A 14829-nucleotide genomic window follows, 5' to 3' on the forward strand; every position below is an offset into this window, starting at 1 on the left:
GAGCAGAGGCGCTTTCCAGCCCCTCCACCGTCACCTGGCTGCCGGCGATGCCCGCCCGGCGCAGGTGGGAACGGGTAAGGTCATATACCTTCCGGTCCTTGAACTCCTGGGTCTTGCCGTCATTCCAGTTCTGCACCGGCCGGTAGTAACCGGTGATGCGGCTGTACACCTCCGCAGGCTTGCCGCAGATGGGGCAGGTGTGCTGCTCCCCGGACAGATAGCCGTGGTCGGCGCACACGGAGTAGGTGGGGGACATGGTATAGTAGGGCAGCTTATAGTTCTCTGCGATCTTCCGCACCAGCTCCACCGCCGCCTTCCAGTCAGGCAGCTTCTCCCCCAGGAAGGCGTGGAACACGGTGCCGGAGGTGTAGAGGGTCTGAAGCTCGTCCTGCACGTCCAGAGCGGAGAAGATGTCCTCGGTGTAGCCTACGGGCAGGTGGGAGGAGTTGGTGTAGTAGGGAGTTCCGTTCTCGTTGGCGGTGACGATGTCGGGAAACTCCTCCTTGTCGTGCTTGGCAAAGCGGTAGGTGGTGGACTCGGCGGGGGTGGCCTCCAGGTTGTAGAGGTCGCCGTACTGCTCCTGATAGTCCATCAGTCGCTCCCGCATGTGGTTCAGCACGTCCTTGGCAAAGGCCTGGGTCTCCGGATGGGTCAGGTCCTTCCGCAGCCACTTGGCGTTCAGGCCCACCTCGTTCATGCCGATGAGGCCGATGGTGGAGAAGTGGTTGTCAAAGGTGCCCAGGTAGTATTTGGTGTAGGGGTACAATCCCGCATCCATCAGCTTGGTGATGACGGTGCGCTTCACCTTCAGGCTCCGGGCGGCGATGTCCATCATGTGGTCCAGCCGCTCATAGAACTCCTCCGGCGTCTGGGAGAGGTAGGCGATCCGGGGCAGATTGATAGTCACCACGCCCACGGACCCGGTGGACTCGCCGGAGCCGAAGTAGCCGCCGGACTTCTTCCGCAGCTCCCGCAGATCCAGCCGCAGGCGGCAGCACATGCTGCGCACGTCAGAAGGCTCCATGTCAGAGTTGATGTAGTTGGAGAAATAGGGGGTGCCGTACTTGGCGGTCATCTCGAACAGGAGGCGGTTGTTCTCCGTGTCGGACCAGTCAAAGTCGCGCGTGATGGAATAGGTGGGGATGGGATACTGGAAGCCCCGGCCGTCGGCGTCGCCCTCGGTCATGATCTCGATGAACGCCTTGTTCACCATATCCATTTCCTTCTTGCAGTCGCCGTAAGTGAAATCCTGCTCCTTGCCGCCTACGATGGCCGGCAGGTTCTCCAGGTCACGGGGCACGGTCCAGTCCAGGGTGATGTTGGAGAACGGCGCCTGGGTACCCCAGCGGGAGGGAGTGTTCACGCCGAACACAAAGGACTGGATACACTGTTTAACCTCTTTCTGGGAGAGGTTGTCCACTTTCACAAAGGGGGCCAGATAGGTGTCAAAGGAGCTGAACGCCTGGGCACCGGCCCACTCGTTCTGCATGATGCCCAGGAAGTTCACCATCTGGTTGCAGAGAGTGGAGAGGTGGCTGGCCGGGGTGGAGTTGATCTTGCCCGGGATACCCAGGCCCTGCTGGATCAGCTGCTTCAAACTCCAGCCGGCGCAGTAGCCGGTGAGCATGGAGAGGTCGTGGAGGTGGATGGCGCCGCTCTTGTGGGCGTCGGCAATCTCCTGGTCATAGATTTCAGAGAGCCAGTAGTTGGCGGTGATGGCGCCGGAGTTGGAGAGGATCAGGCCGCCCACGGAGTAGGTGACGGTGGAGTTCTCCTTCACCCGCCAGTCGTTGATATGCAGGTAGTTGTCCACCAGCTCCTTGTAGTCCAGCATGGTGGAGTTCAGGTTGCGGATCTTCTCCCGCTGCTTGCGGTAGAGAATGTAGGCCTTGGCCACGTCGGCATAGCCTGCCTTGCTGAGAATGTCCTCCACGCTGTCCTGAATGTCTTCCACGGTGATCTTGCCGTCATGGATCTTATCCTGGTAATCCGCCGTGACCCTCAGGGCCAGGAGATCAATGATGTCCGGATTGTACTCCATGTGGGTGGCCTCAAAGGCCTTGGTGATGGCGGTGCTGATCTTGGAGATGTCGAAAGAGGCGATCTTTCCATCCCGCTTGACGACCTGATACATGAAACCCCTGCTTTCTCTATGATAAATTCAATTCCCTGCTCCTGACAAGTCAATGGGCGCTGACGCGCCCCGTATTTCCCATTCTACCACTTCCTGGGGGCTTGTCAATTAGAAATGCCACTATATCTTGTATGCATTTTCTGTGAAAACGCTGAATTTTTCCATATCTAGTCAATGCCGCGCAGCTCCACAGCTCCAAAGAACGGCCGGACCCGCTCCGCAAAGCCCTGCAGCTGCTCTGCTGTAAAGCCGTGATATCCCCGGCCGATCAGATTGCCGGAGTCCACAAAGTTCTGAAGATAGTACCGGGGTGCCCCTGCCAGCCAGGCGGCGATGGCGTCCAGGTCCTCCGGCCTGTGGAGCTCCCGCACCAGGGTGGTGCGGAACTCATAGTCCACGGTGCTTTTCCGCAGCAGACGGATGCTCTCCTCCACCGGGGCGGGGTTGAAGCCCGGTATGCCGACGGTTTCGGCATACCGCGCCGGAGCGTTTTTCACGTCCATGGCCACATAGTCCACAAGGCCCTGGTTCAGGATCTCCGCCAGCCGGGCAGGATCACAGCCGTTGGTATCCAGCTTCACGGCAAAGCCCAGTTCCCGCACCTTCCGCAGAAAATCCGCTGCGTCCGGCTGGAGCAGCGGCTCCCCGCCGGTGAGGACCACCCCGTCCAAAAGCCCCCGGCGGGAGGCCAGGAAGTCCAGCACCTCCTGCTCCGGGATCTCCGGCGTCTCCGCCAGCCGGGTCACCAGCAATGCGTTGTGGCAGAAGGGGCACCGCAGGTTGCAGCCGCCGGTGAACACCGTGGCCGCCAGCTTTCCCGGGTAGTCCACCATGGCCAGTTTCTGAAGTCCGTGAATGTGCATGGCCGGATCCCTCCATAAGCACAAGATGTTGCTATTCTAAACTGATTTTTCCACAAGAACAAGTGGTGGACGCAACAAAGACAAAAAAGTTCCCGGAGGCAGAGCCTCCGGGAACGGGAAAGACGGGATTCAATTCTTGCGGAACCGGGAGAGGAAGTCCTGCGTCTCCTGTTTCTGGGGATTGCCGAAAACCTGCTCCGGCGTGCCCTCCTCGCAGATGACGCCCTGGTTCATGTACACCACATGGCTGCTGACGTCCCGGGCAAAGGCCATCTCATGAGTCACCACCAGCATGGTCATGCCCTCCTGGGCCAGGTCCTGCATGACGGAGAGAACTTCTCCCACCATCTCCGGGTCCAGGGCGGAGGTGGGTTCGTCGAACAGCAGCACCTCCGGCTCCATGGCCAGGGCCCGGGCAATGGCCACCCGCTGCTTCTGGCCGCCGGAGATCTGCCGGGGCTTGGCTTGGATGTAAGGCGCCATGCCCACCTTTTCCAGATACTCCATGGCCCGCTTCCGGGCGGTCTCCTTGTCCTTTTTCAGTACCTTGATCTGCCCGACCATGCAATTTTCCAGCACGGTCATGTTGTTGAACAGGTTGAAGGACTGGAACACCATGCCCACATGGGAGCGGTACTGGGGGGCATTGACCTTGGGACCGGTGACGTTCTGGCCGCGGTAGAGGATCTCGCCGCTGGTGGGGGTCTCCAGCAGGTTGATGCACCGCAGCAGGGTACTCTTGCCGGAGCCGGAGGCACCAATGATGCTGGTGACATCGCCTTTTTTCACGGTGAAATCGATGTCCCGCAGCACTTCGTGGCTGCCGAAGGACTTGCTCAGATGCCGGATCTCTAAAATCATATCGTCCATGTTGTCAGCGATCTCCTCTCGTACGGCCGTGCTGCAATTCCTGACGGACCCGATCCCGGTACTCTTTGCTCCGCTCATCGAAGGGAGTGCCTCGGTCCGGGTGGCTGTATGTGCCGGCGGCCATGGTCAGATGGTCCGTCTGTGCCAGCTTGTAATCGCTGCTGCCGTCCATTCGCTTTTCCAACCAGCGCAGCAGGAAGGAGGCGATCAGCGTCATGGTGAGGTACCCGGCCATCTCCACCACGGCGGAGGGGAAGTACAGGTAGCTGGCGCCCACCGCCGCCCGGTGGGCGGAGAAGAAATCGGGGAAGCCGATGATGAACATGACGGACGTATCCTTCACATTGATGATGAAGTTGTTGCCGATCTGGGGCAGGATATTCCGGATGGCCTGAGGCAGGATCACATGCAGCATGGTCTGCACATGGGTCATGCCGATGGCCTTGGCGCCCTCGGTCTGGCCGGGGTCGATGGAGATAATGCCGCCCCGGACGGACTCGGCCATGTAGGCGCCGGTGTTGATGGACACCACCAGAATGGCGGCCATCCAGATGCTGTCAAACCGCACGGCGTTGTCCGTAAAATAGGGCAGGCCGTAATAGAGGAACACCGCCTGCAGCACCATGGGGGTACCCCGGAAGATCTCCACGTAGATCCGGACCACTGCCCGGATCAGCGCCAGAAAGAACCGCTTGACGGGCGGGTCGTTCTTGCTGTGGGGAATGGTGTTCAGAATGCCGCAGACGAATCCGATCAGGCAGCCGATGGCGGTGGCCACCAGTGCCAGAATCAAGGTATTGCGGATGCCGGGCAGATAGTGGGACACGCCGTAGTTCGACCAGAGCTTGGCAATGTCGGATGCCAGCTGGAACAGTTTCTCCATGGAGGCAGACTCCCTTCGGTAAAGAGTTGATAGGCGGGAAGCAGGCGGGAGGACAGACTGTCCTCCCGCCGCGGGTCATTCTGGAAAGTGTTTACTCGCTCAGGGGCTGAATGGCGATGGCCTCGTTCATCAGGGTGTTGAAATCGTCCGCCGTCATAGTGGAGAGCACGCTGTCAATGGCCTCCTTCAGCTCGGTGTTGCCCTTCATCACGGAGATGCCGATGTTGATCTCGCCCTCGTCAACCTCAAAGTTGTCGTCGGAGTCTGTGAAGTCCAGAATCTTCATGTCGGGATAGGCGGCCACGGCACCCATAGCGGTGGGCATATCGGTGCAGATGAAGTCCACGGCGTCGGTCTCCAGGGCCATCAGCATGGCGGGGGCGGTCTCCGCGGCAGTCTGGACCTGGGCGCCCTCGATCTGAGGCAGGCAGGAGTCATACCAGATGGTGGCGATCTGCGCGGTGCAGGTGCCGCCGGAAAGGTCGCTGATGCCGGCGGCGTTGGCATAGGGGCTGTCCGTCTTGGTCACACAGACGATGGAGGCGTAGTAGTAGGGGCCGGCGAAATCCACCTGCTCGCTGCGCTCGGCAGTCATGGACTGGCCGGCAATGACGGCGTCAAAGGTACCGGTCTGCACGCCGGGAACCAGAGAGTCCCAGTCGGACTGAACCACTTCCAGCTCCCAGCCGTTGGCCTCGCAGATCTGCTTGGCGATCATCACGTCGTAGCCGTTGGCATAGGTGCCGGGCACGTTGGAGATGGGCACAGCGCCGTTGGAGTCGTCGCTCTGGCTCCAGTTGTAAGGGGCGTAGGCGCACTCCATGGCGATGGTCAGCACGCCGTCCTCCACGCCGGAGGAGCCGGCGGTCTCCCCGCCTTCAGCGGTGGTGCCGGAATTGCCGGAGTCGGCAGTGTCGCCGGAGCTGCCGGTGCCGCCGCAGGCGGCCAGGGACGCTGTCATGGCCAGAGCCATCAGCAAGGTCAACAATCTCTTCATGTTTCTTCACCTTTCTCATCTCAAAAAAGATTCCGCGGCGGTCACAGACCTCCTCCGCACCTGCCGCCGGCGGAGAGGAGAAAAAATGGACCGCTTTGTCAAGCGGTCCATGGAAAATACGGAAAGAAGCCCCCGGCAGGGACGATCCCGAACAGCCATTGATAGCGCTTCACAAAGGTTTGTGACAGTCCGGCAGGTATTCCCTGACGGCCCAGCACCAGAAGGACAGGCATCGTCCCGGCACTTCGGCGGCGGACCCTTCCCCGTCCGGCGGCTGCCTGGCCTTGCCGGAGCGGTACTGATGAACGCCGCGCCTCTATCTGAGCGATCCAATTTTGAAGGTATCCTATCACGTTCTCGAGGAGATGTCAACGCCCCTTCCCAGAAAAATGCCAAAAATCCCGCAGATTTGTGCAGATCATAGAAGAAAATGCCAAAACCGTTGCGCACTGTGGGGAAAATGTGGTATGATGCTCCCTGCACACACGGCGCAAGCGCCGGGAGAGGAGTGTGGAAGTATGATGCAGGCGGCGGAACTGGCGGTGCTGGACTGGCTCCAGGCCCATCTGCGCTGCGATTTTCTGGACGCGGTGATGCCGTGGATCAGCCGGATCTGCGACCACGGAGAGATTTGGATCCTGCTGGCGGCGGTGCTGCTGCTTCTGCGGAAGCACCGCTGGACAGGGATGTCCCTGTCCTTTGCGCTGATTCTGGATCTGATCTGCTGCAATATCGTTCTGAAACCCCTGGTCGGCCGGATCCGGCCCTTCTTGGTGAATACCGCGGTGGAGCTGCTGACAGCACCCCCGGCGGACGCATCCTTTCCCTCGGGGCACACGGCGGCGTCCTTTGCGGCGGTGTTCGCCCTCCGGGCCTCCGGCAGCCCCCTGTGGAAGCCGGCGGCGGTCCTGGCGTCCGTGATCGCCTTTTCTCGGCTGTACCTGTACGTCCACTGGCCCACCGACGTGCTGGGGGGCATTCTGGTGGGCGCCGCCGCAGGCTGGGCAGGCGCGCGGCTGGCAGACGCCCTCCGCCGCAGGCGGGAGCGGCTGGGCCGCAGGGCATAGCGGAAAAAACGGACCGGACGGCTTGCCGTCCGGTCCGTGCGGCTTCACGCGGCGTTCTCCCTGGCCTGAAGATATTTCTTCACAGCGAAGATGCCCGCCACCGCTGCCACGCCCAGTAGCGTCTCCGCCGCGTCGGTGTGGCTGACGATCATCTGCCGGACGATGGTGAACAGCAGCACGTCCACCACCGCGTCGGCGGTGTGCAGGGCCAGCATCTTCACGAACTCAATTCCCATCACCAGCAGCAGTGTGGCGGAGAGGAAATCCCCCAGGGCGAAGGCCTCTGGGGAGAGGAGCAGGGTCCGGCCAGTCTCCCGGAACAAAAATACCGCCCCGCAGACGATCACCAGCAGGATCACGGCGGCGATGAGCAGCTCCAAAGCACGGGCGGCCTTCAACAACAGGATGTGGGCGGGATGACGGTTCATGGTGCCTCCTTGCGCCGCGGGGCGGCAGAGTGAAGATAAGAAATAAAAGATAGGGGATAAGAGATGCCCTTCTCCGGGAAGTATCTCTTATCTTTTATCTAGGCCTTGGACTTGCAAAAGCGAAGAGCCCGTAAAAATGTAGGGGCGGCAATCTGCCGCCCGGCGGGAATGGTGTGGGGGCGTCGTGTTACCCCTCGTCGATGTCGAGGCTGCCGACGGGAGCCCCGGAGGGCAGAAATTTTTCGCCGTCGGACACTGTCAGGTACATAAAGCCTGTGGAATCCGCTGATTGGTACACCAGCGTACGGTCCTCGACGGCAAAGCGGTTGACGAATTTTTCATCATCTGTGGTGAGGATCACGGTGTCTCCGTCCAGTTTCCAGGTGCCGAGCCCAAAATAGCTGCTCAGGGCTCCTTCGGAACAGCGCATACTTCCGTCACTGTTGAGGGTGATATAGAAATCGCTCCCAAACCCCTCTTTTTCGTAGATGTAGACCTGGTCGGCGAGGTCGTCGGCGGTTACCGCTGCCGGCTGGCCGGAACAGCCCGCCGCCATGAGAGTAAAGAGCAGGAGCAGGGCGGAAAACAGACGGCACTTCATCATGATGTAGCCCTCCTTTCCATGATCCGAAAACAGGACCGCCTCTCCATCAATCTATCACAGACGGCGGCCCATTGCAAGGCAAACCCGCCTTGCGTAAACGCCGGATTTGGGATATACTATATCTCTATGGAAAAATCAGCCTGCGGGCAGGAGGAACTCCCCATGAAGCTCATGGTCATCGACGGCAACAGCATCCTGAATCGGGCCTATTACGGCATCCGTCCTCTCACCACACGGGACGGGCTTTACACCCACGCCATCTTCGGATTTCTCACCACGCTCCTTCGACTGGAGGGGGAGGAGGCACCGGACGCGTTGTGCGTCACCTTCGACGTCCACGCTCCAACCTTCCGCCATCAGGCGTCGGAGGCCTACAAGGCCACCCGCAAGCCCATGCCGGAGGAGCTCCGGGTCCAGGTGCCGGTGCTGAAAGAGGTGCTGGACGCCCTGAACATTCCCCGTTATGAGCAGGAGGGCTGGGAGGCCGACGACCTGATCGGCACCATCTCCCGCAAGTGCGAGGCGGACGGCTGGGACTGCGTGGTGGTCACCGGCGACAAGGACAGCCTGCAGCTCATTACCGACCACACCATGGTGAAGCTGGTGTCCACCCGCATGGGGCAGACCACCACCAAGGATATGACGGAGACCGCCTTCCAAGAGCAGTACGGCTTCGCCCCCATCCACATGATCGACCTGAAGGCCCTGATGGGGGACAGCTCCGACAACATCCCCGGCGTCCCCGGCATCGGGGAGAAGACCGCCATGGCCCTGATCCAGCAGTACGAGAGCATCGACAACCTGTACGCCAAAATGCCGGACATCGAGGCCAAGCCTGCCGCCATCCGCAAGCTGGCGGAGGGGGAGGAGAGCGCCCGAGAGTCTTACTGGCTGGCCACCATCGTTACCGACGCGCCTCTGGACTTCCATCCCGAGGAGAACCTGTGCCGGAAGCCCGGCCCGGACGCCTACCCGCTGTTTTTGAAGCTGGAGTTCACCAAGCTGATCGAGAAGTTCGGCCTGTCCCCGGCGGAGCAGCCAGCGGCGGAAAGGGCGGACTTCACCATGACCGTGGAGCAGGTCACAGAGCCTGCTCAGACGGAGCGGCTGCTGGCCCTCTGGCGAGCGGCGGACCATGTATCGGTGCTGGCCCTGCCGGACCTGACGGGCCTCTCTGTGGTCTGCCGGACCGGGGCGGACACCGGCGTCACGGCGGAGCTGTTCTTCGACAAGTATCAGGGGGACTGGAACGCCCTTTTGAACGCCCTGTTCGCGGCGGACGTCCGCAAGGTCTCCCACAATGTCAAGGACCTGACGCGGACGCTGCTGGAAAACGGCCTGCGGGCGGAGGGCTTCGTCTTCGACACCGCCCTGGCTGCCTACCTGCTGGACGCCACGGCGGGAAGCTATGACCTTGCCCGCCTGTTCGTCGCCTATTTCAACGAGGAGCTGCCAAAGGCCCTCTACCTGGAACCGGACGCCTTCTCCCTGCTGGGGGACGCCGCCGCGGCGGAGGCCAGCTTCGACAGCTACGCCGCCGCCGTGGACTCCCTGTACGGCGCCCTGGCGGAAAGACTGGCGGAGCGGGGCCAGATGGACCTGCTGCATGAGATCGAGATGCCCCTCTGCGCCGTGCTGGCGGAGATGGAGACCGCCGGATGCAGGGTAGACGCCAAGGCCCTCGGTGCTTTCGGGGATCTGCTGGCCCGGCGGAGCGCCGAGCTGGAACAGCAGATCTACGCCATGGCGGGGGAGGAATTCAACATCAACTCCCCCAAGCAGCTGGGGGAGATCCTCTTCGGCAAGCTGGGCCTGCCCCATGGCAAAAAGACCAAGACCGGCTGGTCCACCAACGCCGATGTGCTGGAAAAGCTCCGGTACGAGGCCCCCATCGTGGGGGCGGTGCTGGAGTATCGCCAGTACGCCAAGCTGAAATCCACCTAGGCCGACGGCCATTTGAAGGCCATGGACCCGGACGGCCGGGTGCGGACCAGCTTCCAGATGACGGTGACGGCCACGGGCCGCCTCTCCTCCACAGAGCCTAATCTCCAGAACATCCCCACCCGCACGGACCTGGGCAGCGAGATCCGGCGGATGTTCATCCCGGCGGAGGGCTGCGTCCTAGTGGACGCCGACTACTCCCAGATCGAGCTGCGGCTGCTGGCCCACATGGCTGGGGACGAGGCCATGATCGCCGCCTTCCGCTCCGGCGGGGACTTCCACGCGGAGACGGCGGCCAAGGTGTTCCACGTGGCGCCGGACCAGGTAACTCATGAGATGCGCCGCCAGGCCAAGGCAGTGAACTTCGGCATCGTCTACGGCATCTCCGCCTTCTCCCTGAGCCAGGACATCGGCGTGAGCGTGGCGGAGGCCAAGGCGTATATGGAGGCCTACTTCGCCACCTTCCCAGGCGTCCGGACGTATATGGACGCCATTGTGGAGCGGGCCAGGGAGCAGGGCTATGTGGAGACGCTGTTCCACCGGCGGCGGGACCTGCCGGAGCTGAAGTCCTCCAACTTCAACCTCCGCTCCTTCGGGGAGCGAGTGGCCCTGAACATGCCCATCCAGGGCACCGCGGCGGACATCATGAAGCTGGCTATGGTGGCGGTGCGGAAACGCCTGCGGCAGGAACTGCCGGAGGCCCGTCTGGTGCTGCAAGTCCACGACGAGCTGATCGTGGAGTGCCCGGAGGCCCAGGCGGAGACCGCCGCGGCGCTGCTGAAGGAGGAGATGGAGAACGTGGTGTCCCTCTCCGTCCCCCTAACGGCGGACGCCCACTGGGGCAGAAACTGGCTGGAGGCCAAGGGCTGATGGGATTTCAGAAGATCGACTACGCCGCGTGGCCCCGCCGTCCGTATTTTGAGCATTACCACCGGGACGTGCCCTGTTGGTACAGCATGACGGTGGACGTGGACATCTCCGCCCTGCTGCCCCGCCTGCGGGGGTCGGGACTCCGGTTCTATCCGTCGGTGATCCACGGCATCTCCCGGATGGTCAACGCGGACCCGGCCCTCCGCATGGCTATGGACGAGACGGGGGCCATCGGCGTCTACGACCGGGTGGACCCCACTTATACGATTTTTCACAAGGACGATGAGACCTTCTCCGTCCTCTGGACCGCCTACCAGCCGGATCTGCGGGCCTTCTGCCAGGACTGGGAGGCGGACCGGACCCGCTATGGGGACATCCACACCTTTGAAGCCCGCCCGCCGGAGGCGGGACAGGGACTCTTCAACATCTCCGCCGTGCCCTGGGCCTCCTTCCGAAGTCTGCACCTGGAGCTGCCGGAGGCCAACGACTACCTGCTGCCCATCTTCACCCTGGGCCGCTACCGGAAGGAGAACGGCCGCACCCTGCTGCCTCTGGCCATGCAGGTCCACCACGGCGTCACGGACGGCTTTCACGTGGGGCGGTTCTTCAACCGCCTCCAGGCCTGGGCGGACAGTGCGCCGGAGATGGGCGCATGAAGCGCCTGTATATGATCGGCGGTCCTATTGGCGTGGGAAAGACCGCCGCCTGCCGCCAGCTGCAGCAGCTGCTGGACCGGAGCGTGTTCCTGGACGGGGACTGGTGCTGGGATGCCCACCCCTTTCAGGTGACGGAGGAGACCCGGGAGATGGTGTTGGAGAACATCTCTTTTCTCCTGAACAGCTTCCTCCGCTGCTCCGCCTATGACCATGTGATTTTCTGCTGGGTCCTGCACCGGCGGGAAATCTGGGAAGACCTGCTCCGCCGCCTGACGGAGCCGTATGTCCTGCGGGCCGTCTCCCTGGTCTGCACACCGGAGACCCTGCGGTCCCGGCTGGAGGGAGATATCCGCGCCGGAAAGCGAATACCGGATGTGTTGGACCGGAGCCTGGCCTACCTGCCGCTGTATGATGCCCTGGACATCCGGCACCTGGATGTGACGGCTTTGACGCCCCGGGAGACGGCGGAGTGCATCCGAAGGGAGGGCGGCGCATGAAGCGGCTGATCGTCCTGCTGGGCGTGGCTGGGGTGTCCCTGTCGGCGGTGTTTGTCCGGTGGTCCACGGCGCCGTCCCTGATCCTGGCGCTGTACCGGATGGCCTTTTCGGCGGCGCTGATGGCGGTCCCGGTACTGGCGGGACGAAGGCGGGAGCTGAAATCCCTGACCCGGCGGGACGTGCTGCTGTGCCTTGCCAGCGGCTTGTTTCTGGGCATCCACTTCGCGGCGTATTTTGGGGCCCTGCGGGCCACCTCCATCGCCTCGGCGGTGGTGCTGGTGGATACGGAGGTATTCTTTGTGGCAGCGGCCTCGGCGTTGTTTCTGGGGCAGCGGCTGCCCCGCCGGACCTGGCCCGCGGTCCTGCTTGCCTTTGCAGGCAGCGCGGTGGTGGCGCTGGCAGACAGCGCCGCCGGGACGAATGCGCTGCTGGGAGATTTGATTGCCCTGGCCGGCGCCGCCGCCATGGCGGTCTATACCATGATCGGAACGGTCTGCCGGCAGCGGCTCTCCACGTCAGTGTACACCTTTCTGGTGTATACGTCCGCCGCGGCCACGCTGCTGGCTGCGGCCCTGCTGAGCGGAACGCCGCTGGCCGGCTACGGTCCGGTGAACGGGCTGACGGCCCTGGGCATGGCGGTATGCTGCACCCTGCTGGGACACAATGTGTTCAGCTGGGGGCTGAAATATCTGCCGCCGGCCTTCATCGCCACGGTCAAGCTGATGGAGCCGGTGTTCGCCTCTGTCTGGGGACTCCTGCTCTTTGGCGAGCGGCCGGGCTGGCTGACGGTTGCCGGAGGCGCGGCGGTCCTTCTGGGCGTGGGGCTGTATGCCCGTACCATCGGCGGGGATGCCGGAAAACGAGAGGAGAGAGAACCATGAGAGAACAGATGCACGTGCGCATCGTCCCCATGACCGGGGACCATCTGGACGAGGTGGCGGAGCTGGAACGGATCTGCTTCACCACCCCCTGGTCCCGGAACATGCTGGTGGAGGAGCTGCAGAACGACTGCGCCGCCTTCCTGGTGGCCCTGGATGACGAGGACCACGTGGCGGGCTACGCCGGCCTGCTGGTGGTGCTGGACGAGGGGTACATCACCAATGTGGCCGTGCGGCCGGAGTGCCGCCGCAACGGCATCGCCCAGAAGCTGCTGCAAGTGTTCCTGGACTTTGCCCAGGCCCACAAGCTGGCGTTTCTGACGCTGGAGGTCCGGGCCTCCAACTACGGGGCCATCGCCCTGTACGGCAGCCGGGGCTTCCGCAGCGTGGGCAGGCGGAAAAACTATTACGAGCATCCGAAGGAGGATGCCATCATCATGACAAAGGAGTTTACCGATGGAACTGAGGATCCCGACACTGGAGCAGCTGCGGACGGTCTATGACCGGGACCTGCGGACAGCATTTCCCGCAGCGGAGCTGAAGCCCCTGAAGAATATGGAGGAGATGTGGGCCGAGGGGCGGTACTGCCCCTGGTGCCTCTTTGACGGGGACGACATCGCCGGCGAGGCATTTTTATGGCTGGGCCACCCCGGCTGGGCCCTGCTGGACTATCTGTGCGTGGCCGCAGACCGCCGGAACGGCGGCCTGGGCTCCGTGATCCTGGAGAAGCTCCGGGAGGCGGAGCGGGGCAATGTGATCTTCGGAGAGAGTGAGATCCCTTGCTACGCCCCGGACCCGGCCATGGCAGAGCGGCGGCTGGGCTTCTATGCCCGCAACGGCGCCCGGACCGCCGGGTATGACACGGAGATGTTCGGCGTACCCTACAAGACCCTGTACTGGGCGGAGGGGAAAGTGGACGAGTCCGCCCTGATGGAGGAGCACCGCTTTGTCTATGCCAGTACCTTTGCGCCGGATAAATTCCGCAGATATGTCCGCATCCCCTTTGATCCAAATGGGACGCCGGGCGAGAGAGTATCCTGGCAGCAGTGACGGAAAAGAGAGGGACAGATCATGAAAATTTTGGCCTTTGAGTCCTCCTGCGACGAGACAGCGGTGGCCGTGGTGGAGGACGGGCGCACGGTCCTGTCCGATGCCATCGCCTCCCAGGCGGACCTCCACGCCCTGTACGGCGGCGTGGTGCCGGAGATCGCCTCCCGCAAGCATGTGGAGGCCATTGCCGCCCTGACGGACCAGGCTCTGCGGCAGGCGGGCTGTGAGAAGTCCGACATCGACGCGGTGGCAGTGACCTATGCCCCGGGGCTCATCGGCGCGGTGCTGGTGGGCCTCAGCTTCGCCAAGTCGGTGGCCTTTGCCCTGGGGGTGCCCCTGATCCCGGTGCACCACATCCGGGGCCACATCGCCGCCAATTACCTGGCCTTTCCGGAACTGGAGCCGCCCTTCCTGGCCCTGGCCATCTCCGGAGGCAACACAATGATCGTGGACGTCCGGGACTACACGGATATGGAGATTCTGGGCGCCACCCGGGATGACGCAGCAGGGGAGTGCTTCGACAAGGCGGCCCGGGTGCTGGGCCTGCCCTATCCCGGCGGCGCCCCCATGGACGCCCTGGCCCGGCAGTCCCCGGGCGGGGTGTACACCCTGCCTCACGCCCATGTGGACGGGGCAGAGCTGGACATGAGCTTCTCCGGCCTCAAGACGGCGGTGGTGAACCTGGCCCACCATGCTCAGCAGGTGGGGGAGTCTCTGGACCGGGCAGCGCTGGCTCGGGACTTCGCCCAGGCTGTCAGCGATACACTGGTGCCCCGGGCCATGGAGGCGGCAAAGCAGACTGGCCGCACCGTGCTTTGCGCCGCCGGCGGCGTAGCGGCCAACTCCGTCATCCGGGAGGATCTTCGTCGGGCCTGCGAGGCGGCAGACATCCGGTTATACCTGCCGCCGCTGAAACTCTGCGGCGACAACGGTGCCATGATCGGCGCCCAGGGGTATTATGAATATCTGGCAGGGCATACGGCTGGCATGGAGCTGAACGCCTATGCTACACGGGACATTGCAGACTGAATCAGGCGGCCGCGTCAGCGGCCGCCAGATTTATTTGAAAAAGCATAAAGAGCTTAATCAGG

The 14829-nt window shown here is 62.8% G+C and carries 14 protein-coding genes, 1 pseudogene and 1 riboswitch; of the genes and pseudogenes, 8 read left to right on the forward strand and 7 right to left on the reverse strand.

The annotated features are described in order from the left end of the window. From QVE23_RS07055 to QVE23_RS07075, 5 genes are all read right to left on the reverse strand, one after another. The coding region (locus QVE23_RS07055) for a ribonucleoside triphosphate reductase (RefSeq protein WP_287967836.1) at window positions 1–2134 on the reverse strand (2134 nt) is incomplete at its 3' end. 167 nt (window positions 2135–2301) lie between these two features. After that, on the reverse strand, window positions 2302–2997 hold the full coding sequence (locus QVE23_RS07060) for an anaerobic ribonucleoside-triphosphate reductase activating protein (RefSeq protein ID WP_021749338.1): 696 nt from the start codon (window positions 2995–2997) through the stop codon (window positions 2302–2304). A gap of 129 nt (window positions 2998–3126) precedes the next feature. Further along, window positions 3127–3867, reverse strand: a complete 741-nt coding sequence (locus QVE23_RS07065; protein WP_021749337.1) for an amino acid ABC transporter ATP-binding protein — start codon at window positions 3865–3867, stop codon at window positions 3127–3129. A 4-nt stretch (window positions 3868–3871) separates the two neighbouring features. Then, window positions 3872–4750 (reverse strand): amino acid ABC transporter permease, encoded by an 879-nt coding sequence (locus tag QVE23_RS07070; protein ID WP_021749336.1) that lies wholly within the window; start codon window positions 4748–4750, stop codon window positions 3872–3874. Window positions 4751–4841: 91 nt separating this feature from the next. Next, a complete protein-coding gene (locus QVE23_RS07075; protein WP_021751874.1) occupies window positions 4842–5747 on the reverse strand; it encodes a transporter substrate-binding domain-containing protein in 906 nt (301 codons plus the stop codon). A 154-nt stretch (window positions 5748–5901) separates the two neighbouring features. Next, window positions 5902–6074: riboswitch (Lysine riboswitch) on the reverse strand. Window positions 6075–6265: 191 nt separating this feature from the next. On the opposite strand from QVE23_RS07075, the gene QVE23_RS07080 reads away from it, so the two are divergent. Next, entirely contained in the window at window positions 6266–6814 is a 549-nt protein-coding gene (locus QVE23_RS07080; protein WP_353734565.1) for a phosphatase PAP2 family protein, read from the forward strand. 44 nt (window positions 6815–6858) lie between these two features. On the opposite strand, the gene QVE23_RS07085 is transcribed toward QVE23_RS07080, so the two are convergent. Further along, window positions 6859–7242 carry a hypothetical protein gene (locus QVE23_RS07085; protein WP_021749332.1) on the reverse strand — a complete coding sequence of 128 codons (384 nt, stop codon included), beginning with the start codon at window positions 7240–7242 and terminating at the stop codon, window positions 6859–6861. A gap of 187 nt (window positions 7243–7429) precedes the next feature. After that, window positions 7430–7846 carry a hypothetical protein gene (locus QVE23_RS07090; RefSeq protein ID WP_287967837.1) on the reverse strand — a complete coding sequence of 139 codons (417 nt, stop codon included), beginning with the start codon at window positions 7844–7846 and terminating at the stop codon, window positions 7430–7432. Between the two features lie 171 nt (window positions 7847–8017). Here QVE23_RS07090 and polA point away from each other — a divergent pair. The 7 genes and pseudogenes from polA to tsaD all read left to right on the forward strand — a co-directional run bounded on the left by polA (window position 8018) and on the right by tsaD (window position 14767). Beyond that, window positions 8018–10657 (forward strand): annotated as a pseudogene (gene polA / locus QVE23_RS07095) (DNA polymerase I). After that, on the forward strand, window positions 10657–11313 hold the full coding sequence (locus QVE23_RS07100; RefSeq protein ID WP_025544963.1) for a chloramphenicol acetyltransferase: 657 nt from the start codon (window positions 10657–10659) through the stop codon (window positions 11311–11313). The pseudogene polA and the gene QVE23_RS07100 overlap by 1 nt, the downstream one beginning before the upstream one ends. Beyond that, complete coding sequence (locus QVE23_RS07105) at window positions 11310–11810, forward strand: ATP-binding protein (RefSeq protein WP_287967838.1); 501 nt, start codon at window positions 11310–11312, stop codon at window positions 11808–11810. The genes QVE23_RS07100 and QVE23_RS07105 overlap by 4 nt, the downstream gene beginning before the upstream one ends. Continuing rightward, window positions 11807–12691: a DMT family transporter gene (locus QVE23_RS07110; protein WP_025544961.1), complete on the forward strand. Its 885-nt coding sequence runs from the start codon at window positions 11807–11809 to the stop codon at window positions 12689–12691. The genes QVE23_RS07105 and QVE23_RS07110 overlap by 4 nt, the downstream gene beginning before the upstream one ends. Further along, on the forward strand, window positions 12688–13191 hold the full coding sequence (gene rimI, locus QVE23_RS07115; protein ID WP_021749326.1) for a ribosomal protein S18-alanine N-acetyltransferase: 504 nt from the start codon (window positions 12688–12690) through the stop codon (window positions 13189–13191). The genes QVE23_RS07110 and rimI overlap by 4 nt, the downstream gene beginning before the upstream one ends. Next, on the forward strand, window positions 13145–13738 hold the full coding sequence (locus QVE23_RS07120; protein WP_025544959.1) for a GNAT family N-acetyltransferase: 594 nt from the start codon (window positions 13145–13147) through the stop codon (window positions 13736–13738). Before rimI ends, QVE23_RS07120 begins: the two co-directional genes overlap by 47 nt. Window positions 13739–13759: 21 nt before the next feature. Next, on the forward strand, window positions 13760–14767 hold the full coding sequence (tsaD, locus tag QVE23_RS07125; protein WP_025544958.1) for a tRNA (adenosine(37)-N6)-threonylcarbamoyltransferase complex transferase subunit TsaD: 1008 nt from the start codon (window positions 13760–13762) through the stop codon (window positions 14765–14767). Window positions 14768–14829: the final 62 nt, after the last annotated feature.

This window comes from Oscillibacter sp. KLE 1728, assembly GCF_934833455.1.
Classification (GTDB): domain Bacteria; phylum Bacillota; class Clostridia; order Oscillospirales; family Oscillospiraceae; genus Oscillibacter; species Oscillibacter welbionis.

What these genes read in the sequence shown, in the direction of transcription:
- QVE23_RS07085 (WP_021749332.1), bottom strand. Translation starts at nt 7,242, where the DNA reads ATGAACCGTCATCCCGCCCACATCCTGTTGTTGAAGGCCGCCCGTGCT.
- QVE23_RS07105 (WP_287967838.1), top strand. Translation starts at nt 11,310, where the DNA reads ATGAAGCGCCTGTATATGATCGGCGGTCCTATTGGCGTGGGAAAGACC.
- tsaD (WP_025544958.1), top strand. Translation starts at nt 13,760, where the DNA reads ATGAAAATTTTGGCCTTTGAGTCCTCCTGCGACGAGACAGCGGTGGCC.
- QVE23_RS07100 (WP_025544963.1), top strand. Translation starts at nt 10,657, where the DNA reads ATGGGATTTCAGAAGATCGACTACGCCGCGTGGCCCCGCCGTCCGTAT.
- QVE23_RS07070 (WP_021749336.1), bottom strand. Translation starts at nt 4,750, where the DNA reads ATGGAGAAACTGTTCCAGCTGGCATCCGACATTGCCAAGCTCTGGTCG.
- QVE23_RS07075 (WP_021751874.1), bottom strand. Translation starts at nt 5,747, where the DNA reads ATGAAGAGATTGTTGACCTTGCTGATGGCTCTGGCCATGACAGCGTCC.
- QVE23_RS07090 (WP_287967837.1), bottom strand. Translation starts at nt 7,846, where the DNA reads ATGATGAAGTGCCGTCTGTTTTCCGCCCTGCTCCTGCTCTTTACTCTC.
- QVE23_RS07110 (WP_025544961.1), top strand. Translation starts at nt 11,807, where the DNA reads ATGAAGCGGCTGATCGTCCTGCTGGGCGTGGCTGGGGTGTCCCTGTCG.
- QVE23_RS07060 (WP_021749338.1), bottom strand. Translation starts at nt 2,997, where the DNA reads ATGCACATTCACGGACTTCAGAAACTGGCCATGGTGGACTACCCGGGA.
- rimI (WP_021749326.1), top strand. Translation starts at nt 12,688, where the DNA reads ATGAGAGAACAGATGCACGTGCGCATCGTCCCCATGACCGGGGACCAT.
- QVE23_RS07065 (WP_021749337.1), bottom strand. Translation starts at nt 3,867, where the DNA reads ATGGACGATATGATTTTAGAGATCCGGCATCTGAGCAAGTCCTTCGGC.
- QVE23_RS07080 (WP_353734565.1), top strand. Translation starts at nt 6,266, where the DNA reads ATGATGCAGGCGGCGGAACTGGCGGTGCTGGACTGGCTCCAGGCCCAT.
- QVE23_RS07120 (WP_025544959.1), top strand. Translation starts at nt 13,145, where the DNA reads ATGGAACTGAGGATCCCGACACTGGAGCAGCTGCGGACGGTCTATGAC.